The sequence below is a fragment of the Paraburkholderia atlantica genome (assembly GCF_000092885.1).
GTDB classification, from domain to species: domain Bacteria; phylum Pseudomonadota; class Gammaproteobacteria; order Burkholderiales; family Burkholderiaceae; genus Paraburkholderia; species Paraburkholderia atlantica.
On sequence record NC_014117.1, the window covers coordinates 976,452 to 997,117 of the forward strand.

The 20,666-nt window shown below is 65.8% G+C and carries 17 protein-coding genes; 7 read left to right on the plus strand and 10 right to left on the minus strand.

Going from position 1 to position 20,666, the window contains the following annotated elements:
* Positions 1-200 precede the first annotated feature (200 nt).
* Positions 201-1,655, plus strand: coding sequence for a DEAD/DEAH box helicase (locus BC1002_RS04350; protein ID WP_013088862.1), 1,455 nt, complete (start codon positions 201-203; stop codon positions 1,653-1,655).
* A gap of 107 nt (positions 1,656-1,762) precedes the next feature.
* On the opposite strand, the gene gluQRS is transcribed toward BC1002_RS04350, so the two are convergent.
* On the minus strand, positions 1,763-2,653 hold the full coding sequence (gene gluQRS / locus BC1002_RS04355) for a tRNA glutamyl-Q(34) synthetase GluQRS (protein WP_013088863.1): 891 nt from the start codon (positions 2,651-2,653) through the stop codon (positions 1,763-1,765).
* A 52-nt stretch (positions 2,654-2,705) separates the two neighbouring features.
* Complete coding sequence (locus BC1002_RS04360) at positions 2,706-3,569, minus strand: sulfurtransferase (RefSeq protein WP_013088864.1); 864 nt, start codon at positions 3,567-3,569, stop codon at positions 2,706-2,708.
* Between the two features lie 304 nt (positions 3,570-3,873).
* On the opposite strand from BC1002_RS04360, the gene dnaE reads away from it, so the two are divergent.
* Positions 3,874-7,464 (plus strand): DNA polymerase III subunit alpha, encoded by a 3,591-nt coding sequence (gene dnaE / locus BC1002_RS04365; protein WP_013088865.1) that lies wholly within the window; start codon positions 3,874-3,876, stop codon positions 7,462-7,464.
* 58 nt (positions 7,465-7,522) lie between these two features.
* Here dnaE and BC1002_RS04370 read toward each other — a convergent pair whose 3' ends face one another.
* The gene (locus BC1002_RS04370) at positions 7,523-8,284 is read right to left on the minus strand and encodes a glycosyltransferase family 2 protein (protein ID WP_013088866.1); all 762 of its coding nucleotides are present in this window, start codon (positions 8,282-8,284) and stop codon (positions 7,523-7,525) included.
* Between the two features lie 244 nt (positions 8,285-8,528).
* Here BC1002_RS04370 and msbA point away from each other — a divergent pair, with 244 nt between their 5' ends.
* On the plus strand, positions 8,529-10,322 hold the full coding sequence (msbA, locus tag BC1002_RS04375) for a lipid A export permease/ATP-binding protein MsbA (RefSeq protein WP_041734305.1): 1,794 nt from the start codon (positions 8,529-8,531) through the stop codon (positions 10,320-10,322).
* Between the two features lie 151 nt (positions 10,323-10,473).
* Positions 10,474-11,523 carry a glycosyltransferase family 2 protein gene (locus BC1002_RS04380; RefSeq protein WP_041734587.1) on the plus strand — a complete coding sequence of 350 codons (1,050 nt, stop codon included), beginning with the start codon at positions 10,474-10,476 and terminating at the stop codon, positions 11,521-11,523.
* Between the two features lie 48 nt (positions 11,524-11,571).
* On the opposite strand, the gene BC1002_RS04385 is transcribed toward BC1002_RS04380, so the two are convergent.
* Positions 11,572-12,597, minus strand: coding sequence for a glycosyltransferase family 2 protein (locus BC1002_RS04385; protein ID WP_013088869.1), 1,026 nt, complete (start codon positions 12,595-12,597; stop codon positions 11,572-11,574).
* Between the two features lie 181 nt (positions 12,598-12,778).
* On the opposite strand from BC1002_RS04385, the gene BC1002_RS04390 reads away from it, so the two are divergent.
* The gene (locus BC1002_RS04390; protein WP_013088870.1) at positions 12,779-13,873 is read left to right on the plus strand and encodes a glycosyltransferase family 4 protein; all 1,095 of its coding nucleotides are present in this window, start codon (positions 12,779-12,781) and stop codon (positions 13,871-13,873) included.
* A gap of 45 nt (positions 13,874-13,918) precedes the next feature.
* Here BC1002_RS04390 and BC1002_RS04395 read toward each other — a convergent pair whose 3' ends face one another.
* Positions 13,919-15,220 carry an O-antigen ligase family protein gene (locus BC1002_RS04395; protein WP_013088871.1) on the minus strand — a complete coding sequence of 434 codons (1,302 nt, stop codon included), beginning with the start codon at positions 15,218-15,220 and terminating at the stop codon, positions 13,919-13,921.
* 288 nt (positions 15,221-15,508) lie between these two features.
* Between BC1002_RS04395 and BC1002_RS04400 the strand changes: the two genes are divergently transcribed.
* Complete coding sequence (locus BC1002_RS04400; RefSeq protein WP_013088872.1) at positions 15,509-16,354, plus strand: glycosyltransferase family 2 protein; 846 nt, start codon at positions 15,509-15,511, stop codon at positions 16,352-16,354.
* Between the two features lie 42 nt (positions 16,355-16,396).
* Here the strand turns inward: BC1002_RS04400 and BC1002_RS04405 are convergent, their stop codons facing one another.
* The 3 genes from BC1002_RS04405 to BC1002_RS37600 all read right to left on the minus strand — a co-directional run bounded on the left by BC1002_RS04405 (position 16,397) and on the right by BC1002_RS37600 (position 17,575).
* Complete coding sequence (locus BC1002_RS04405) at positions 16,397-16,723, minus strand: hypothetical protein (RefSeq protein WP_013088873.1); 327 nt, start codon at positions 16,721-16,723, stop codon at positions 16,397-16,399.
* 97 nt (positions 16,724-16,820) lie between these two features.
* Positions 16,821-17,381: an ester cyclase gene (locus tag BC1002_RS04410; protein ID WP_013088874.1), complete on the minus strand. Its 561-nt coding sequence runs from the start codon at positions 17,379-17,381 to the stop codon at positions 16,821-16,823.
* A 17-nt stretch (positions 17,382-17,398) separates the two neighbouring features.
* Positions 17,399-17,575, minus strand: a complete 177-nt coding sequence (locus tag BC1002_RS37600; RefSeq protein WP_157874647.1) for a hypothetical protein — start codon at positions 17,573-17,575, stop codon at positions 17,399-17,401.
* Between BC1002_RS37600 and BC1002_RS04415 the strand changes: the two genes are divergently transcribed.
* A complete protein-coding gene (locus tag BC1002_RS04415) occupies positions 17,574-18,506 on the plus strand; it encodes a recombination-associated protein RdgC (RefSeq protein ID WP_013088875.1) in 933 nt (310 codons plus the stop codon). The genes BC1002_RS37600 and BC1002_RS04415 overlap by 2 nt on opposite strands.
* Positions 18,507-18,509: 3 nt before the next feature.
* Here BC1002_RS04415 and BC1002_RS04420 read toward each other — a convergent pair whose 3' ends face one another.
* Positions 18,510-19,160, minus strand: a complete 651-nt coding sequence (locus BC1002_RS04420; protein ID WP_238537917.1) for a FecR family protein — start codon at positions 19,158-19,160, stop codon at positions 18,510-18,512.
* 260 nt (positions 19,161-19,420) lie between these two features.
* On the minus strand, positions 19,421-20,641 hold the full coding sequence (locus BC1002_RS04425) for an MFS transporter (RefSeq protein ID WP_013088877.1): 1,221 nt from the start codon (positions 20,639-20,641) through the stop codon (positions 19,421-19,423).
* Positions 20,642-20,666: the final 25 nt, after the last annotated feature.

A 20,666-nucleotide genomic window follows, 5' to 3' on the forward strand; every position in this document is an offset into this window, starting at 1 on the left:
GCCGTCGCGAGCGTTTTTGCTGAAGTGCTACAATACTGGGCTTTCGGCGGGTGTTTCCGCCAACCGGAGCCGGCCGCATTAACCGAACTCAGACGGGTCTCGCGCGGAACGACGTGGCTCCGCCTTCATCCTGATGCCCTCCGCGGCCCCGACCGCTGCCGCGCGCATCCGCGCCACGCGCCTTTTTAGCGAAAGCCACCATGTCCGACACAGCCGTCACGCCCAGCACCGAGACTTTTGATCAATTCGGCCTCGCGCCCGACATCCTGAAGGCCATCAAGGAATCGGGCTACACATCGCCCACGCCGATCCAGGCGAAGGCGATCCCGGTCGTGCTGGCGGGCCGTGACGTGATGGGCGCCGCGCAGACCGGTACCGGCAAGACTGCGAGCTTCTCGCTGCCGATCATCCAACGTCTGCTGCCGCAAGCCAATACGAGCGCATCGCCGGCACGCCATCCAGTGCGTGCGCTGATCCTCACGCCGACCCGCGAGCTCGCCGACCAGGTCGCCGCGAACGTGCAGGCCTACGCGAAGCACACGGCGCTGCGCAGCGCTGTCGTGTTCGGCGGCGTCGATATGAATCCGCAGTCGGACCAGCTGCGCCGCGGCGTCGAAATCCTGATCGCGACGCCGGGCCGTCTGCTCGATCACGTGCAGCAGAAAACCGCGAACCTGGGCCAGGTGCAGATGCTCGTGCTCGACGAAGCCGACCGCATGCTCGACATGGGCTTTCTGCCCGACCTGCAGCGCATCCTGAACCTGCTGCCGAAAGAGCGCCAGACGCTGCTGTTCTCCGCAACTTTCTCAGGCGAAATCAAGAAGCTCGCCGCGACCTATCTGCGCAACCCGCAGACCATCGAAGTCGCGCGCAGCAACTCGACCGCGACCAATGTCACGCAGGTCGTCTACGAAGTCGCCGAGGGCGACAAGACCGGCGCGGTCGTGCAACTGATCCGCGAGCGCGGCCTGAAGCAGGTGATCGTGTTCTGCAACAGCAAGATCGGCGCGAGCCGGCTCGCGCGCAGCCTCGAACGCGACGGCGTGGTCGCGACCGCGATTCACGGCGACCGCTCGCAAAGCGAGCGCATGCAGGCGCTCGACGCGTTCAAGCGCGGCGAAGTCGAGGCGCTGGTCGCGACCGATGTCGCCGCGCGCGGTCTCGATATCGCCGAACTGCCGGCGGTGATCAACTTCGACCTGCCGTTCAACGCCGAAGACTACGTGCACCGGATCGGCCGTACCGGCCGCGCGGGCGCATCGGGCGACGCGCTGTCGCTGTGCAGCCCGAACGAGCGCAAGCAACTGGCCGACATCGAGAAGCTGATCAAGCGTCCGCTCGACTTGCAGCGCCTGACCGTCGAGGCGCCGGTGCGCCATCATCACGATGATCGTTCGCTGCGCCGTGAGCGCAGCGAATCGCGCGACGAGCGCAGTCGCCGTCGCAGCGGCGGGGCGTCGGGTTCGTATGACCGTCCGCATCATCATCGCGCGCAGCCGATCGACGATTTCTTCCTGAAGCCGTACGAGCCGTCGCCGGCATCGGTGCGCAAGGTCGAGGAGACGGCTGCGCCGCAAAAGACGGCGCCGAAGCGGCAACTGGCTGCGTTGCTCGGTGGCTTCGGCATGCCGAGGAAGACGCCTTCGTCTTCGTAAGGCGGGCTGTTGGGTTCAGAGCTCGGGGTGCAACGCCTCGAGCTGAAAAGCGGTGGGGCCGTGCGGTTCGATGTCTCGAAAAGCGCAGCAGGCTCCGCGCATGCGCATCATCTCGATACGCGAATGTTCATCCGTTCTGCCCAGGCCGCGGTTGCGGCGCTATAGAACTGCTCCAGCGTTGCAGGCACCCCGTTTCCCAGTTCCAGTCCCAGATGCCGTGCCGCCGCGATTAACGCTTCGAGCGGCTTGTCGCTATCGAGCGCGGTCGCGCCGGTCTGTTTGCTCAGCTTCTCGCCGTGCTCGTTGGTGACGACCGGCACATGCAGATATTCGGGCGTCGCCACGCCCAGGCAACGCTGCAGATAAATCTGCCGCGCCGTCGAGTCCATCAGATCCGCGCCGCGCACGATGTGCGTGATGCCCGCGTCCGCATCGTCCACTACCACCGCCAGCTGATACGCCCATTGATCGTCCGCGCGGCGCAGCACGAAATCGCCGACCTCGGTCGCGAGGTTTTGCGTCTGCGGACCCTGCCAGCGGTCGTCGAACGTGATCACGGCGGGCTCGCCGTCGGGCACGCGCAGGCGCCACGCGCGCGCGGGCTTGCCGTGCAGACCGGTGCGGCAGGTGCCGGGGTAGGCGAGCGTCGTGTTGCGCGCGTGCGCGTGCAATAGAGAATCGGCGATTTCCTTGCGCGTGCAGCCGCAGGGATAGACGAGACCGGTCGATTTCAACCGCTCCAACGCCTGCTGATAGTGCGCGATGCGCTGGCTTTGCCAGACCGGCGTTTCGTCAGCACGCATGCCGAAGCGTTCGAGTGTCGCGAGGATGTCCTCGGCGGCACCGGGCACCGTGCGCGGTCCGTCGATATCTTCGACGCGCACGAGCCACGCGCCGCGCTGCGCGCGCGCGTCGAGCCAACTCGCGAGCGCGCTGACCAGCGAGCCGAAATGCAGCGGGCCGGTTGGCGACGGTGCGAAGCGTCCGCGATAGGTCATGGTGTGGGCACGACAGGTGAGGCGCCCGCGGCGCGGGGCACCTCGGCTGTCCTTACGCGGCGCACGCGGCCTTGCCGTCCGGATGGCACGCAGGGCAGGTCTTGCCCGCGACGTACATCGGCGATTGCTGTTGCTCGGGGGTGACCACCGCGCGGCAGCCGAAGCATTGCGCGGTCGCGGTCGGTTCGAGTTGCGGATTCAGCGCGGTGCGATAGTCGAACACGAAGCAGTCGCCGTGATAGTGCGCGCCGCCCACTTCCTCGAAGTATTTGAGGATGCCGCCTTCGAGCTGGTACACGTTCTCGATGCCGACGTCCTTCATATGGATCGCGGCCTTCTCGCAGCGGATGCCGCCCGTGCAGAACGACACGACCGTCTTGCCTTCGAGGTCGGCGCGGTTGTTCTCGATCACCTCGGGAAATTCGCTGAACTTCGTGATCCGATAGTCGAGCGCGTTGTCGAACGTGCCGACGTCGACTTCGAACGCGTTGCGCGTGTCGAGCATCACGACCGGACGGCCTTCGTCATCGTGACCGCGGTCGAGCCAGGTCTTCAGCGTGGGCGCGTCGACGAACGGTGCGCGGCCCAGCTCAGGGCGGATCGCCGGCTTTTTCATCGTGATGATTTCGCGCTTGAGCTTGACCAGCATGCGCGTGAACGGCTGCTTGTCCGACAGGCTTTCCTTGAACTGCAGATTCGCGAACTTGCCTTCGAACAGCGCGTCGTGGCGGATGTAGTCGATGAACGCGTCGGTGTTCTCGCGGGTGCCGGCGATGAACAGGTTGATGCCTTCCGGCGCGAGCAGGATGGTGCCGCGCAGACCGAGCGCATTGCAGCGTTCGGTGACGAACGGGCGCCAGGCGGCGGTGTCTTCGATGGTCGCGAATTGATACGCGGCGAGATTGACGATACTCATGTGTGTTCTGCGGTAAAGGTGGCCGGCGTGGCGAGGGGGCGGCGGGTCGTGCCGCCGCTGTTGCGCCCCGAATAAGACCCGGGGTTTGGCGCACGGTTTTGCGCGCGTTTGCCGCGCATCTGCCAGTTAAATGGCCAGGCCGAAACAGGCGAAACCTCTATTATCCCTCAACCCGGGATTTTCCCCGAGCTGGCCGAATGGCTAACGGGTTGCGCTAGCGCAAACAAGGTTCTCGCCGAGCTCGTCCTGGCCGGATGGCCAACGCGCCGTTTTGACCTGAAATCTGCGGAAGGGTGGGGTTACAATGTCGCCCATGTCAGATCCCCGCTTCGTCCATCTCCGCGTTCACTCCGAATTCTCGATTGCCGACGGCATCGTGCGTCTCGACGACATCGTCGCGGCGGCGGCCAAAGACGGTCAGGGCGCGCTCGCGCTCACCGACCTCGGCAACGCGTTCGGCCTCGTCCGTTTCTACAAGGAAGCGCGTGGCAAAGGGGTCAAACCCATTGCCGGCTGCGACGTCTGGATCACCAATCCGGACGACCGCGACAAGCCTTCCCGTCTGCTGCTGCTGGTCAAGGACCGCCGCGGTTACCTGAACCTCTGCGAATTGCTCAGCAAGGCCTCGCTGACGAATCAGTATCGCGGCCGCGCGGAAATCGAAGCCGGCTGGCTCGAAACCGGTTTGGGCGAAGGGCTGCTCGCGCTGTCGGGCGCGCAGCAGGGCGACATCGGTCTCGCGTTGGCGGCGGGCAATGAAGAGGCGGCGAAGCGCAATGCACGGCATTGGGCGAAGGTGTTTCCGGGCGGCTTTTATATCGAGCTGCAGCGCTACGGTCAGCCTGGCGGCGAGCAGTACGTGCAGCAGGCGGTCGCGCTCGCTGCATCGCTGAAACTGCCGGTCGTCGCGACGCACCCGATGCAGTTCATGACGCCGGACGACTTCACCGCGCACGAAGCGCGCGTGTGTATTTCCGAAGGCGATATTCTCGCGAATCCGCGTCGCCAGAAGCGCTTCACGTCCGAGCAGTATTTCCGCACGCAACAGGAAATGGCCACGCTGTTCGCGGACATTCCGTCCGCGCTCGCGAACACGGTACAGATCGCCAAGCGCTGCAATCTGACGCTCGAACTCGGCAAGCCGAAGCTGCCGCTCTTTCCGACGCCCGACGGCATGTCGCTCGACGACTACCTGGTGCAGCTGTCGAAAGAGGGCCTCGAAAAGCGGCTCGAACAGCTGTATCCGGACGAGGCCGAGCGCGACGCGCAACGCCCGACGTACTACCAGCGCCTCGAATTCGAGTGCGGCACGATCATCAAGATGGGCTTTCCGGGCTACTTCCTGATCGTTGCGGACTTCATCAACTGGGCAAAGAACAACGGCGTGCCGGTTGGCCCTGGCCGGGGTTCGGGCGCCGGTTCGCTAGTCGCCTACGCGCTCGGCGTGACCGATCTCGATCCGCTGCGCTACAACCTGCTGTTCGAGCGTTTCCTGAATCCGGAGCGGGTGTCGATGCCCGACTTCGATATCGACTTCTGCCAGCACGGCCGCGATCGCGTGATCCAGTACGTGAAGGAGAAGTACGGCGCGAACGCGGTGTCGCAGATCGCGACGTTCGGCACGATGGCGGCGAAGGCGGCGGTGCGCGACATCGGCCGCGTGCTCGATCTCGGCTACATGTTCACGGACGGCGTCGCGAAGCTGATCCCGTTCAAGCCGGGCAAGCACGTGACGATCGCCGACGCGATGAAGGAAGAGCCGCTGTTGCAGGAGCGCTTCGACAACGAAGACGAAGTGCATCAGCTGCTCGAACTCGCGCAGCGCGTGGAGGGCCTGACGCGTAACGTCGGTATGCATGCGGGCGGCGTGCTGATCGCGCCCGGCAAACTGACCGATTTCTGCCCGCTCTATACGCAGGGCGACGACAGCGGCGTCGTCAGCCAGTACGACAAGGACGACGTCGAAGCGGTCGGCCTCGTGAAGTTCGACTTTCTGGGCCTGACCACGCTGACCATTCTCGATTGGGCCGAGCGCTATATCCGCCGCCTCGATCCGTCGAAGCAGGACTGGTCGCTAGGCCAGGTGCCGCTCGACGACCCCGCGTCGTTCTCGATCCTGAAGAAAGCGAATACGGTCGCCGTGTTCCAGCTGGAAAGCCGCGGCATGCAGGGCATGCTGAAGGACGCGCAGCCCGACCGCTTCGAGGACATCATCGCGCTCGTCGCGTTGTATCGCCCGGGTCCGATGGACCTGATTCCGAGCTTTTGCGCGCGTAAGCACGGCCGCGAAGTGGTCGAGTACCCGGACCCGCGCGTCGAACCTGTTCTGAAAGAGACCTACGGCATCATGGTCTACCAGGAGCAGGTGATGCAGATGGCGCAGATCATCGGCGGCTACTCGCTGGGCGGCGCCGACCTGCTGCGTCGCGCGATGGGTAAGAAAAAACCCGAGGAGATGGCCCAGCACCGCGAGATTTTCGCGGAAGGCGCGGCCAGGAACGGCCTCACGCGCGAGAAGTCCGACGAAATCTTCGACCTGATGGAGAAATTCGCGGGCTACGGCTTTAACAAGTCGCACGCGGCTGCCTACGCGCTGCTCGCGTACTACACCGCGTGGCTAAAGGCGCACCATCCGGCCGAATTCATGGCGGCCAACATGTCGCTCGCGATGGACGACACGGACAAGGTCAAGATCCTGTTCGAAGACTGTCTCGCGAACAAGATGGCCGTGCTGCCGCCGGACGTGAACCTGTCCGCCTATCGGTTCGAGCCGGTCGCCGAAGCCGATGGCAAGCGCTCGCGCACGATCCGCTATGGTCTCGGCGCAATCAAGGGCAGCGGCCAGAACGCGATCGAAGAAATCCTGCGCGCGCGCGAGGACGGCCGCTTCATCGATATCTTCGATTTCTGCAATCGCGTCGATCGGCGCATCGTCAATCGACGCACGATCGAGGCGCTGATTCGCGCCGGCGCGTTCGACACATTGCATGCGAACCGCGCGCAGCTGATCGCTTCGGTGTCGCTGGCGATGGAAGCGGCCGAGCAGGCGGCGGCCAATGCGCTGCAGGCGGGTCTGTTCGACATGGGCGACGCGCCGTCGCAAGGCCACGAACTCGTCGACGAACCCGAGTGGCCGGAAAAGCGCAAGCTGCAGGAAGAAAAGGCCGCGCTCGGTTTCTACCTGTCGGGCCATCTGTTCGATGCGTACAAGGACGAAGTGCGCCGCTTCGTGCGTCAGAAGATCGGCGAGCTGAAGGAAGGGCGCGACAAGCTGGTCGCGGGCGTGATCGTGTCGCTGCGCACGCAGATGACCCAGCGCGGCAAGATGCTGATCGCGCTGCTCGACGACGGCACCGGCCAGTGCGAAGTGACGGTGTTCAACGAGGTCTTCGAAGAGCACAAGCAGCTGTTCAAGGAAGACGAACTGCTGGTCGTGCAGGGCCAGGCGCGTAACGACGCGTTCACGGGCGGCATCCGCTTCACTGTCGAAACGGTGATGGATCTCGGCCGCGCGCGTTGCCGCTACGCGGACTCGCTGAAGGTGCAGATGAACGGCAACGCGGACGCGCAGGCATTGCGCCGGGTGCTTGAAGCGCACACCGCCGGCAAGGACGAGCCGGCCGCGGCAACCGCGCCGGCGGCCGTCACACGTGGCAACGGCGGCGGCAACGGCGGCGGCAATGGCGGCGGCCGTGGCGGCTTCGGCGGCGACGGCGGCCGTCAGCGTCAGGCGGTGCAGATTCCGAACGGGCTTGCGGTGCAGGTGGTGTATCGCAGCGAGCATGCGCAAGGCGAAATGCGTCTGGGCGACGCGTGGCGCGTGAAGCCGACCGACGAACTGCTCGCCGCGCTGCGCGGCGAGTTTGCGGGAAGCTCGATCGAGATCGTGTATTGAGCGAGGTCCGCGGTGTGGGTCGGCCGGTGCCGTGGGTACCGGCTAATCCGAGCTCGGCTTATCGCCCGCCCGTTTTTTCCAGCCGCGCCAGCTTCAGAAACCGGTAGTACACCGTCTCCGCATTGAACAGCGCGATCATCAGCCCGGTGCGGCCGTCCAAAAAACCGCGTCGCAGCAGATAAGTCCGTACGAACGCCCACAGCCCGCGCCCGATCGCAAGACGAATGCTGCCTTTCTGCCCGGCCTCGTAACGCTGCCGTGCGCCGGCCGTCGAATACGCGTCGAGCTTGCGCAGCACGCCCTCGTAGTCCTCGTACGAGTAGTGCATCAGCTTGCCGGTCAGGCGTTGCGCGGGCGTATCGAACACGAGGCGCTCGTGCACGAGATCGTCGGAGAAGCGCGCGGTGCCGCGTTTGAAAAGGCGCGGAATCCAGTCCGGATACCAGCCGCTGTGATGGACCCATTGGCCGCAGAAGCTCGACAGACGGTCCACCGCATAGACGTCGGCGGTGGGCGCGGCGAGCGCCGCGCGGATCGATGCAGCAAGTTCCGGCGTGACGATTTCGTCGGCGTCGAGCGACAGGACCCAGCTGGTGGTCAGTGCCTCGACCGCACGATTCTTTTGCGGGCCGAAGCCCGGCCAGTCCGTTTGTTCGATCACGCGTGCGCCGTGCGCGCGGGCGATGTCGGCGGTGCCGTCGGTGCTGCCGCCGTCGATCACGACGATCTGGTCGGCGAAGGCCACGGCTTGCAGGCATTCGGCGAGCCGCGCCGCCGCGTTCCGGGTGATGATGGCAACGCCGAGAGTGGTTTCTTGCATACCTGAGTTGCGTGGAGGACGAAGTGACGGAGCGGGCCCCGCGACCCGGCAATCGAGCAGCGAGTATACACATCGCATCCGGCCTTACACCACTGCGCCGATCCGCCAAGGTGCTGCGCGCATGCCGTCGCGCGCCGAGCGCCGGCCGTCATCTGCAACCGATTACAATGCTCTTTTTTGATATTTCACGCGGCCGCCCAACCCTGCGCCGCGTGCTCGCCGTTCCGCATTTCCAGAGGATTCCTTGAGCGCGAAGCCAACGTTAAGCAAACCCATGGGTTCAGGCGATGCGTCGTCGCCGGCCGTCGTCCTGCGGCGCCTGTGGCCATTCATCAAGCCGCTACTGTGGGTCGTGCTCGGCGCGATCGTCGCGATGGCGGTGAGCGCCGGCACCGACGCCGCCATTCCCGCACTGCTCAAGCCACTGCTCGACAAGGGCTTCGGCTCGCACGCGGTCGACAAGACCAAGTGGCTCGTACCGATCGCGGTGATCGGCCTCGCGCTGATTCGCGGCGTGTCGCAGTACGCATCCGGCTATCTGCTCGCGTACGTGTCGAACAAGATCCTGCTGGAACTGCGTCTGAAGATGTTCGACCGCATGATCCACACGAGCGTCGCGTTCTTCCAGCGCGAAACCGCGAGCACGGTGATCAACGCGATCGTCTTCGAGGTCAACCAGATTCTGAACGTGCTGCTGAGCGTGATGGTTACGCTCGTGCGCGACTCGCTGACGGTGATCTTCCTGCTCGGCTATCTGTTCTATCTGAACTGGCGCCTGACGTTGATCGTCGCGGTACTGCTGCCGGGCATCGGCTGGCTGGTCGGCAAGATCAATCGCCGGCTGCGGCGCCTGAACCGCGAGCATCAGTTGCTCACGAACGAGCTGTCGTACATCGTCGAAGAGACGGTGGGCGGCTACAAGGTCGTCAAGGTGCATAACGGCGAGCAGTACGAGATGGACCGCTTCAACTCGATGAGCCGGCGCCTGCGCGGCTACGCGATGCGCATGACGGTATCCGGCGGCCTCGCGCAGCCGTTGACGCAGTTCCTCGCGTCGATCGCGCTCGCGGTCGTGATCACGATCGCGGTGGTGCAGTCGTCGTCGGATCAGACGACGGTTGGCGGCTTCGTCGCGTTCGTCACGTCGATGCTGCTGATCATCTCGCCGCTCAAACATCTGATGGACGTGAACCAGCCGTTGCAGCGCGGCATGACGGCGGCCGAGCTGATCTTCGGTCTGATCGACGAGCCGGCGGAGCCGAAAGGCGGCGGCAAGCCACTCGCGCGCGCGCGCGGCGAGGTCGAGTTCCGCGACGTGTCGTTCACCTACGGCACCAGCTCGACGCACAACCGTCACACGCTCGATCAGGTGTCGTTCAAGGTCGCCCCTGGCGAGATGGTCGCGCTTGCGGGTCCGTCGGGCAGCGGCAAAACCACGCTCGTGAACCTGCTGCCGCGTTTCTTCGATCCTACCGGCGGCGCGATTCTGGTCGACGGCGTCGCGCTGCCCGAGTACGACCTGCATGGGCTGCGCAGCCAGATCGCGATGGTGAGCCAGGACGTCGTGCTGTTCAACGACACCATCGCGCACAACGTCGCGTACGGCCAGGAGGTCGATGCGGAGAAGGTCAAGGCGGCGCTGCGGGCGGCGAACCTGTGGGACACCGTGCAGGCGATGCCGCAGGGCATCGAGACGCTCGTCGGCGACAACGGCATGATGCTTTCCGGCGGCCAGCGCCAGCGTCTCGCGATCGCGCGCGCGATCTACAAGGACGCGCCGATCCTGATTCTCGACGAAGCGACGTCGGCGCTCGATTCCGAGTCCGAGCGCCACGTGCAGGCGGCGCTCGAAACGCTGATGAAGGGCCGCACGACGCTCGTGATCGCGCACCGGCTGTCGACCATCGAGCGCGCCGACCGCATCCTCGTGATGGAAGCGGGGCGGATCGTCGAGCGTGGCAGCCATCGCGAGCTGCTCGAGCAGGACGGCTTGTACGCGCATCTGCATCGCATCCAGTTCCAGCAAAGCCCGGTTTGATCCGGCACATTGCGGCACCCAACCGCTGATTCGCCGATCCGGCCCATTGTCTGGGCCGGTGTTGCGTTTAAGTCTCAATTTATTGCGCTTTTTCGGCGCTAATCGCATGCTGGCGGGCAATCACGGTCCGCCTGGCGGAAATCGACTGCCCATGTTTGACGACGATCCGAGCAAGCCGCTCGTCTCCATCGCGCTCGCGACGTACAACGGCCGCACCTATCTGCCCGAGCTGCTGGCTTCGCTCGAAGCGCAGAGCTGGCCGCATCTCGAAGTCGTGGTATCCGATGACGCCTCCCGCGACGGCACCCGCGAACTGCTCGCATCCTATACGGGACGCGTGCCGGTGCGGCTCGTCGGCGATGGCACGCGGGCCGGCATCGTCGGCAATTTCGAGCGCGCGCTCGCCGGCTGCCGCGGCGACTACATCGCGCTTGCCGACCAGGACGACGTCTGGGCGCCCGAGAAAGTCGCCAATCTGATGCGGGAGGTGCGGCGCGCGGAAAGCGCGGGCGACGGCGCCGCCACGCCGGCGCTCGCGTTCTGCGACATCGAGCTAGTCGACTCGACGCTGTGCCGTCTGTCGCGCTCGCTGTTCGATATCACCGCGAAGTCGCGCTGCGCGACGCGCTTGCGCGATTTTCTGCTGAGCAACCATGTGCCCGGCTGCGCGATGCTTGTCAATCGCGCGGCGCTCGAACGCGCGCTGCCGTTCCCGCCCGGCATCGTGATGCACGACTGGTGGCTCGCGATGGTGGTCGCGTCGTTCGGCCAGATTCGCCACGTCGCGGCGCCGCATCTGAAGTATCGGCAGCATGACGGCAACGCGGTCGGCGCGAGCGCGACCAACGAGCGCGCGGTGCGTGATGAATGCGGCGCCGAGGCGGCACGGCGGCGCGGCGCGAGCCGGCGGCGGCAGATCGAGGCCATCGCGGATCAGGTGCGGGTGTTCGCGCGCCGCTTCGGCGCCGAGCTGCCCGTCGATGCGCGCCATGACATGTATGCGTTTTCGCGTGGTGTCGCGAGCTGGCGCGGCGCGTTCGAGTTCGTGATGATCAGTCACACCGGCGAGACCTTCGTGCGCTCGGTGAAGATGCTGCGGCGCTTGCGCGCGAGTGTGCTGAGCTTCGGCGTCGAGGTGCGACGGCCGAGTCTCACTCGACGCTTCCGGCAGCGGCGGGGCGAGTCGCGCCGACTTTCGTGAGCCGCCTCCCGTCGAGTCGCAAAGCGCTGTCAGACCATACCGTCGTTCTCAGGCCTTGGTGCTCCGCACGACTCGCTTGAGCCAGATGCCCGGTGCATAGACCACGGGGCAACTCGCATACAGGAACATCCGAATCCGCAGCCCGAGCTTCACGCCGGCGCTGCGCGTCACGAGGCCGATGCGTTCGCCGAGGGTGCGCGCTTCGAACATCGCGTGAATGAACTGCTCGCGCGCGAGCTTCGGCGCCATCGCTGCACGCATGCGTTCGCCGACACCGGCGATCTGAGCGTCGCGTTGCAATTGCGCGAGTTCCGCGAGTCCGTAGCGATTGCTCTGCCGCATCCGCGCGACCAGTTCGTCGACGGACTGGTAGCGGCGCTTGCGCGACAGCCCGCCGCGCCGGTAGCGCACCAGCGGCTCGCGCAGACTGATCGCGCCGCCCGACAGGATCGCGCGCAGCACCATGATCTGATCCTCGGCCGCCGCGCCCGGCAGCATCGGTCCGAAGCGCTCGATCAGGCGTCGCGACCACGTATGCGCGGCGCCGATCAGCCACGGACGCTCGACGAGCCAGTCGTCGAAGCTGTGATAGCGGTCGAGTTCGGTCGGGCTCACGCGCTCGTGCACGTGACCCGATTCGTCCATGTCGGCGAGATCCGTCGCGATCAGGTCGGGGCGGCGCCCGTGCGCGAGCCAGCAGTCGACGACGCGCTCGCAGCGCTCGGGCGCCGACATGTCGTCGCCGGCGGCGACGAACAGCAACTCTCCCTGTGCGAGCTGCGCGAGTTGCGACAGGTGCGCGCTGATGCCCTGGTTCGCGGTATTGCGCCGCGCGATCACGCGATGCGGCCCGCTGTAGCCGGCGAGCGCCGCCTCGATTGCGGCGTAGGTGGCGTCGGTGGACGCGTCGTCGGAAACGATGATTTCGAGCGGTTCGTAGGTTTGCGCGAGCGCGCTGCGCACAGCGTCGCCGATCTGCTCTGCCTGGTTGTAGGCGATCACGAGCATCGAGACGAGAGGGCGGGTGGTGTCGGCCGTTGCAGGGGTTGCGAGGTGCGGCAGGCTATCGGTCATGGAGTCGGGGCGAAGGCGATTGGCCTAGATTCTAGCCGCTGACGGCCACGCCGCGCGACGCACACGGCAATCCCGAACCCCGCGAGCTGAACGCGGCGAAACCCATCCTTTACAATTGCCGCTGCCCCGAAACTGCGCACCCACGGCCTCGCCCGCGCGTGCGCCTCACCGAGACCGATCCTTGTCAGAGCCGACCCTCGACCCGAACCGCCGGCCCCTCACCGACATCGCACTGACCGCCCAGGCACTGAAGAACAGCGGCGGCGCCGAGCGCTACACGCGCGACGTGATCGCCGGCCTGCATCGGCTCGGTCTGCGCCCGACGCTATTCGCGCGCGAGATCGACCAGGCGCTCCCCGAGGCCGCGTGGATCGATGCGCAGCCGCTCAACGTGCGCTGGGCGCCGCGCAAGCTGCGCAACCTCGCGTTCGACTGGCGTCTGAAGCAGCGTTTGAAGCGGCATCGTCCGGCGTGCGTGTTCTCGATCAATCACTCGACGCATGCCGACGTCGCGTTGTGCGGCGGCACGCATCCGGGTTCGCTCGAAGCCGCGGGCCGCACCGCGCGCCGCAGCGACGAATGGCAGATCGAGCTTGAGCGGCGCGTCTATACGCGGGCGCGCGCGATCGTCGCGCATTCGCAATTGATGAGCCGCGAGTTGCAGCGTTTCTATGACGTCGCGGCCGAGCGCATCGACGTGCTCTATCCGCCCGTCGATACCGCACGCTTCAAGCCGCTCGACGCCGCCGCGCGCGCGGCCGTGCGCCGCCAGCTCGGGGTGCCCGACGATCGCGTGATGTTCGCGTTCTCGTCGACGAGTCACGAGCGCAAGGGCTATCCGTTGCTCGAAGCGTTTTTCTCGCGCACGACGCTGCCGGTCTGCCTCGTCGTCGCGGGCCGCCCGGTGCCGAAAACCGGCGACACGATTCGTTACGCGGGTTACAGCAAAGAGATCGAGAAGTTGTTCGCGGCCGCCGATTTCACGGTCGTTGCGTCGGCGTACGAGCCGTTCGGGCTCGTCGGTGTCGAGTCGGTGATGTGCGGCACGCCGCTCGTGATCGCCGACAACGTCGGCTCGGCGGAGACCGTGACCGGCGCCGCGAAGATCGGGTTTTCGCGGCAGTCCGAGGGCAGTTTCGAGCGCGCGATCGGGCAGGCGGTCGAGCGCGTGAAGAGCGGCGCTGCGCGCATCGCGGCGCCGCGCGACAGCCTCGTGTACGACCCGAGCGTCGACGCACACGTCGCGGCGCTTTACGAGGTGTTCACGCGAGGATGAGGGCGGCGCTCCGTGCTCGGGCCGCCGCTTCTCGTCGAATCAAAATCAGTCGCGCGGCTGCGTTTCGCGCACGACTGCGGCGGGCGTCGGGTCGGCCCGCGTTTCGCTTCGCAACTCGCGCTTGCGTGCATCGATCATCGCCAGCAGCGTCGCGACCAGCAGCGCGAGCAGTACCGTCACCATGACCGGCACCAGCACGTCGATCGTGAGCCCGAAGATCACCGTGCTCGACGCGACCGCGAGACCCGAATACGACGCGGCGCGAATCGCCGGGTCGCTCGCATGCCGGTGTCGCCAGAAATACACCGTCATGCCGTAGTAGAACAGCAGCAGACAGATCACGCCGACCGCGCCCATCTCGGCGAGCGTCGAGAAGAAGTCGCTATGCGCGCGTTCGTTGACGATCTCGGCCTTCACCTCGCCGCGCTTGGCCATCGCGCCGAGCTCGTTGACCAGATGGCCCTTGCCGACGCCCCACACCGGATGCCGCTCGACGATTATCCGCGACGCGTTCCACAGTTGCAGGCGCAGACCGGTGGCCGTGAAGTCTTCGCCCTTTTGCATCATCGATACATCGTTCGGCACTTCGGCGAAGCGCTTCTGAACCCGTTCGGTCGACAACACTCCGCCCGCGCCGATCACGATCACGAGCGTCGCGACCAGCAGGCGCTTTTTCCGCGTGAACCAGTGGTACTGCATACCGAGCAGCACAACGAACACAGGCACCGCGAGCCAGCCGCCGCGCGTGCCCGACAGAAACGACGCATAGCCGCCCGACACCAGCGCGAGCACGCGCGGCACGAGCACGCGCCAGTCGCGCGGATTGTCCCAGCCGAGCGTGAACACGGACAGGAACGCGAGCAGCAGCGCGGTATCGCCGAACGGAATCGCGTTCGTGTACGAGTTGTTCAGCCGGTTCGCGTCGGTCCAGCCGCCGGGCGGCGGATTCAGGATCGCCCATGCGCCGACCGCGAGCGCGCCGGCGGCGCAGCCCCAGCCGATCATGCGCAGATTGCGCGACGGCAATTGGCGCAGCAGCAGGAACACCAGCAGCGCGAACACGAAGCGGGCGACCGAGTCGAATTCGCGTGGCAGCCAGTAGCCGAGCGCCAGCTGCTGCGCGCCGATCCCGACGACGAACGCGAGCATGCCGATCGTGTACCAGCGATAGGTTCGCAACGCGGAGAAATAGCCCGGCATGCGCCGGTTGACGATGGCTGCGCCGAGCGCGAGCGCGACGAGTGCGAAAAAGCAGTAGCCGGTGCCGCCGCGCCACATCAGATTGACCGCGGGCGCGAGAAACAGCAGAGCCGACGTGAGCCAGACCAGACTGGAAGCAAAAATCATAGGTCTAAGTTATCGATGAGCACACTACCGTTCCGGTGGTGAAATTGCAGGGGACGCCGGACCATTTGAGGTTTTCAAGACGGCAGAGCGATCCGGATTATAACCATGCGCTTCCTTGCGAAATGCTTGCTGCCGCACGCGGTAAGGTTCCGTCGGCCCGCGGTATGCGGCGTGGCGGCGGGGCGGCGCCTGTCGTGCGCTCAGGCGGGGGGCGGTACAATCGCGCGACATTCATGGCCGGGGCGCGGCGCATGCCGCGCCCCGCGCCCAGCTCAACGGACCGACTCGATGTTCTCAATCATCATCCCGACCTGGAACAACCTGCCTTATCTGCGCCTCGTGATCAAAAGCCTGCGCCGTCATTCGACGTATCCGCACCAGATCATCGTGCACGTCAACGACGGCTCGGACGGCACGCTCGCGTGGGTGCGCGACGAGGGCATCGAGCACACGGCGTCGCCCGGCAATATCGGCATCTGCCACGCGGTCAATATCGCGGCGGCGCGCGCGACGCAGGACTACATCGTCTACATGAACGACGACATGTACTGCTGTCCCGGCTGGGATGAAGCGCTCGTCAAGCGTCTCGCGCAGATGCCGGCCGACGGGCTGTTCATGCTGTCGGGCACGATGATCGAGCCGGTCGATTCGGGCAATCCGTGCGTGGTCGTGCGCGACTTCGGACGCGATGCGCAGGTGTTTCGCGTCGACGAACTGGTCGCTGCCGCGCCCAGCCTCGTGCGTGCCGACTGGCGCGGCGCGACGTGGCCGCCGACGCTCGTGCATCGCGACTGGTGGTTCAAGGTGGGCGGCTACAGCAGCGAGCTGAGCCCCGGCATGAGCAGCGACAACGATTTCTCGATGAAGCTGTGGGACGCGGGCTGCCGCGTGTTCGTCGGCGTCGGCGACAGTCTCGTCTATCACTTCCAGCAGAAGAGCACCGGCAAGATCGTGAAGAACGACGGGCGCCGCCAGTTCCTCAACAAGTGGGGGATGACGCAGGCGACGTTCGACCGTTATTACCTGCGCCGCGGCACTGCCATCGATGGCGCGCTCGCGGTCAGCGAGCCGGAGCGCAGCGGCCGGCTGCGTCGTGCGCTGCTGAAGTCGCGCATCAAGCGCGCGTTGGGCTGACCGGCGTCGAGCCGAAAACGGCTGCTCGACGCGCTGCGGGTATCAAACGCCGCCCGTCACGAGCGGCAGCACCGTCAAGTCCGGATGCGTGCCGTCGACGATGCTGCGTCCCACGTGCACCGCTTCGTAGAGCGCGTCGTCGACGCTCGCGAAGCTCTCCTCGCCATCCGCGTGAAATGGCACCGCATGGCCCGGAAGCTGAGGATTGGCGCCCGGATGGCAGACGTAGCCCAGATACGTGTAGCGGCTGTTTTGCGCGGCCGCGTCGGCGGCATGCGCCGGGTCGGGCGGGTCCTTCGGAACAGGCGATACGTGTATCTCGAAGCCCTCGTATTGCACTGTCTGCCAACTTGCGGTTTGGTCGGCCATGACCGCCTCCGTCTGGGTCTGTCCTGTCCAAAAGTCTAGGTGATTTGCCGCCAAAACGCGCGGACACGCGGCTACGGCAAAACCATGACGGCTGCGCCTACGGTTGGATCGCGCCGAGCTGCTTCAGCACCGTCAGATTGTCCTCGAGGTGCCAGTTTTCGACGATCCGGCCATCCTGCACGCGATACAGATCGAACGCCTGGAAATCGACGGTCTGGCCGTTGCCCTTCCGGTTCTGAAACTCGCCCGTGAAGTGGCCACGAAAGTGCAAATGCACCGACGCGCGGTCGCCGGCCACGACGAGATCGTCGATGTCCGCGTGCAGGTCGGGCACGGCCGCGCGAAATCCCTTCGACGCCCGCAGCGGACCGCTCGGGCCTTGCGGGCGGCCGTCCGGCAGCGTCCGGTCGATGAACTCGGGCGACAGCGCGAGCCGCGCGTACGCTTCGTCACCGGTGTTCCAGAAACCAGCGTAGCGGCGCGCGGCGAGCACGACCGCGGCGCTTTGCGGGGAGCTACGGTCGAGTGCGAGATGGTGCGGCGTGGGCAGCGTGGCGTCGTTCGCGCTTGGCGCGGAATCCGCGGCGTGTGCGCCGAGCGCCCCAGCCAGGCTGACAGCGACGACAGTCTGACGAACAAGATGGGTTGTGTTGCTCATGTTGCGCTCCTCCGAAGTCAGTTGATGAAGCGCATTCTGCTGACATCGATGGCGTTTGATAATTGGCCTGTAGCTGGAAGGATTTTCGCTTTATTTTTGAAAATAGCTTTGTCAATGATCGCGTCGGCCAGAACGCCCCGGCTGGTTCTCGTCGGATAAAATGCTGCGCTTTGCCAAAATCCGACTTCGCTCATGTGGTTCAAAAACCTTCAGCTGCACCGTCTGCCCGCTCCGTGGTCCGTTACCCCTGAACAGATGCAGAAGTGGCTCGCGCCGTATGCGTTCGCGCCCGGCCAGAGCGTCGAGATGCAGGCCCAAGGCTGGGCGCCGCCGCGCGACGGCGACTCGCTCGTCTACGCCATGAACGGTCAGATGCTGCTGACGTTTCGTGCCGAGAAAAAGCTGCTGCCCGCGTCGGTGGTCACCCAGATCACGCGCGAGCGCGCGGCCGAGCTCGAGGAACAGCAGGGCTTCAAGCCGGGCCGCAAACAGATGCGTGACCTGAAGGAGCAGGTCACCGACGAGTTGCGGCCGCGCGCGTTCAGCATCCGCCGCGATACGCGCGTGTGGATCGATTGCACGAACGGCTGGCTCGTGATCGACGCGGCGTCGCAGGCGGTCGCCGACGATGTGCGCGGTCTGCTCGTCAAGTCGATCGACCAGTTGCCGTTGATGACGGTGCGCGTCGCGCAGTCGCCGGTCGCGGCAATGACCGGCTGGCTGCTCGACGGCGACGCGCCGGCCGGTTTCACGCTCGATCAGGACACCGAGCTGCGTTCGCCCGCCGAGGGCAACGCGACGGTGCGCTATGTCGGACACGCGCTGGACGCCGAAGATATGCGCCGTCACATCGAGGCGGGCAAGCAATGCATGCGGCTTGCGATGACGTGGAACGATCGCGTGTCGTTCGTGCTGACGCCGTCGCTGACGATCAAGCGCATCGCGCCGCTCGACGTGCTCAAGGAAGCGAGCGACCCGACCGCGCAGAACGACGACGAACGCTTCGATTCCGACGTCGCGCTGATGACGGCCGAACTCGACCGCATGCTGCGCGATCTGATCGATGCGCTGGGCGGCGAGCAGGGCGAGCAAGGGTTCGCGTTGCCGCAGGCCGTGGCGGCTTGAGCGTCAGATTCTCGCGCTGTCGATCGCTTCGACGAGGGTCCAGTAAGGGGTGATCGAACGCAGACGGATCGGGTAGGTCCGCTGCAGCAGCGCGAGCGTCGCGTCGGTATCGGTGAGCTGATAAATGCCCGACACGCGCAGATCGGCGACGTCCGCGGCACAGCGCAACACGCCGGCGTGATAGCGCGCGAGTTCGTCGACGAGGTCCGCGATACGCATGTCGTTTGCATCGAGCAGGCCACGCGTCCACATCGCCTCGCGTGGGTCGAGCGTGTGCGGTGCCGCGATGCCGTCGCGCGTGAAACCATCCCGTTGCTGCACGCCGAACTGCGTGCCACGCGCCTCGACGACGCCTTCGGCCGTTTGCACGAGTAAAGGCGGATGAGTTGCTCGCGTGCCTACTGTGCCGCGGACATCGCTCAGGGGCCGCCCCATGGTTTCCCCTTCCAGCAGATGACCGCGTCGAACGTTCGCTTCGAACGCGGCGTCGATCGCGCTCGCGCTGCCCAGCGTGATTTGTGTGCCGTCCTCAAGCAATGCGTCGTGCAGTTCGCCGGTCGCGGTGCGGAAGTCGGCGGTCCATGTGCGCCACGGCAGGCGGCTCGTGAGCCAGCCCGCGGGCGCGGCGATGGCGAGCCACGACAGTCGCTTCAACGCGCGTCGCCGTCCCGTCGACATGCATCGCCGGCATGGGTGCAGGCGAGTTCCCGGTTGCGTTTGAACCTGTCGTGCATCATGACTTTCCGTTCGAGCATGAACCCAGGTAAAACTCCGTGCGCTGCCGCACCTTCGATGCAGAGGAAAAAATGACAGCCGTATCAAAGGCTTGCGGCTTTTTCAGGGAAGTTATGCACAGATTTGCCAACAAAAACTGTGGGTAACTTTGCGCGTGTCGTCCCGCCGTCGAAGCGCTGTCAGTCTTCGAGCGCCCACGCGCGCTTGCGGCGCAGCAGCGCCGAGCCGATCGATACCGCGGCGCCAATGCCGCCCATCGTCAGCGACAGCGCGACGATCAGTGGGCCCGTTTGCGTACGGGCGGAGAACACGCCGACCAGCAGGCCGGCGAGCGGCTGCGTCAGATTGTTCAGCAAAATCGCGACGCCGATCGTCTTGCCGTAGTCCTCGGGCGGAATGATCTGCAAACGGGCGCTGCGAATGTAGACGTTGAACATCTTGTCGAAGCCGACGATCAGCAGAAAGCCGAGCGCATAGCCCCACGGCGACGCGCTCGCGCCCGCGATCACGCCACCCACGCAGATCGTTACGAACGCGACGAGACCGAGCGCGCGCGCGGGCCAACCGGCGCGCGCCACCGTCAGCAGCACCAGCACCGTGGCGATCGCGCCGGCCGTTTGCAAAGCTGCGTAGTAGCGGTTGGATTGCGCATGCAAGCCCGTCACCATCGCCGCCGATGTCGCGAGCGTGACGCCGATGACGAGGTTCTCCGCGGCCGCGAGCATGATGACCTTCTTCAGGCCCGGCAGCGCCCACACGTGCTTGAGCGCGATGCGCAGCGGCGTGCTCCAGTGAGCGGCGCGCGCGAGCGATTGAGCGGACCCGGACGAGGGCGCGCAAAAACCGCTGAGTCGCTGCCAGACGAACAGCGCCGCGTCGGCGCACAGAAACAACGCGCCGGTCGCGGCGACCACCGATTCCCAACGCCACACACCGAGCAGGAGCGCGGCAAGCATCGGTCCGAGCACGAAGCCGAGCTGATCGGCCAGTTGCGAGTACGCGAGCACCTTCTGAATCTGCTGCGTGCTGAAGATCTGCGGCAGCATCACCTCGCGCGCGACGAGCCCCTGGCTCGTCATTACCCCGCACGCGGCCGACAGCGCGATCAGCCAGCCGATGCCGCCGAACAACGCATATGCGGCGATACCGCCGAAGCATGCGAGCGCGCGCGCCGCCTGGCTCAGCCGCATCAGACGCAGCGGCGGGAAGCGGTCGCAGAGCGCGCCAAAGAATGGGAACACGAGGTAGCGCGGCAGCGTTTCGATGAAGAACGCGAGGCCCGACCACGAGACCTGGCGCGTCGTTTGATACACGACGAGCGGCACCAGAAAGAGCAGGATCTGATCGGCGAGACGCGCGATGAACAGCGAGCAGAAGAACGCCTGATGGTTGACGCGCACCGTGATTGTCTCGCCGAGTTGGGTC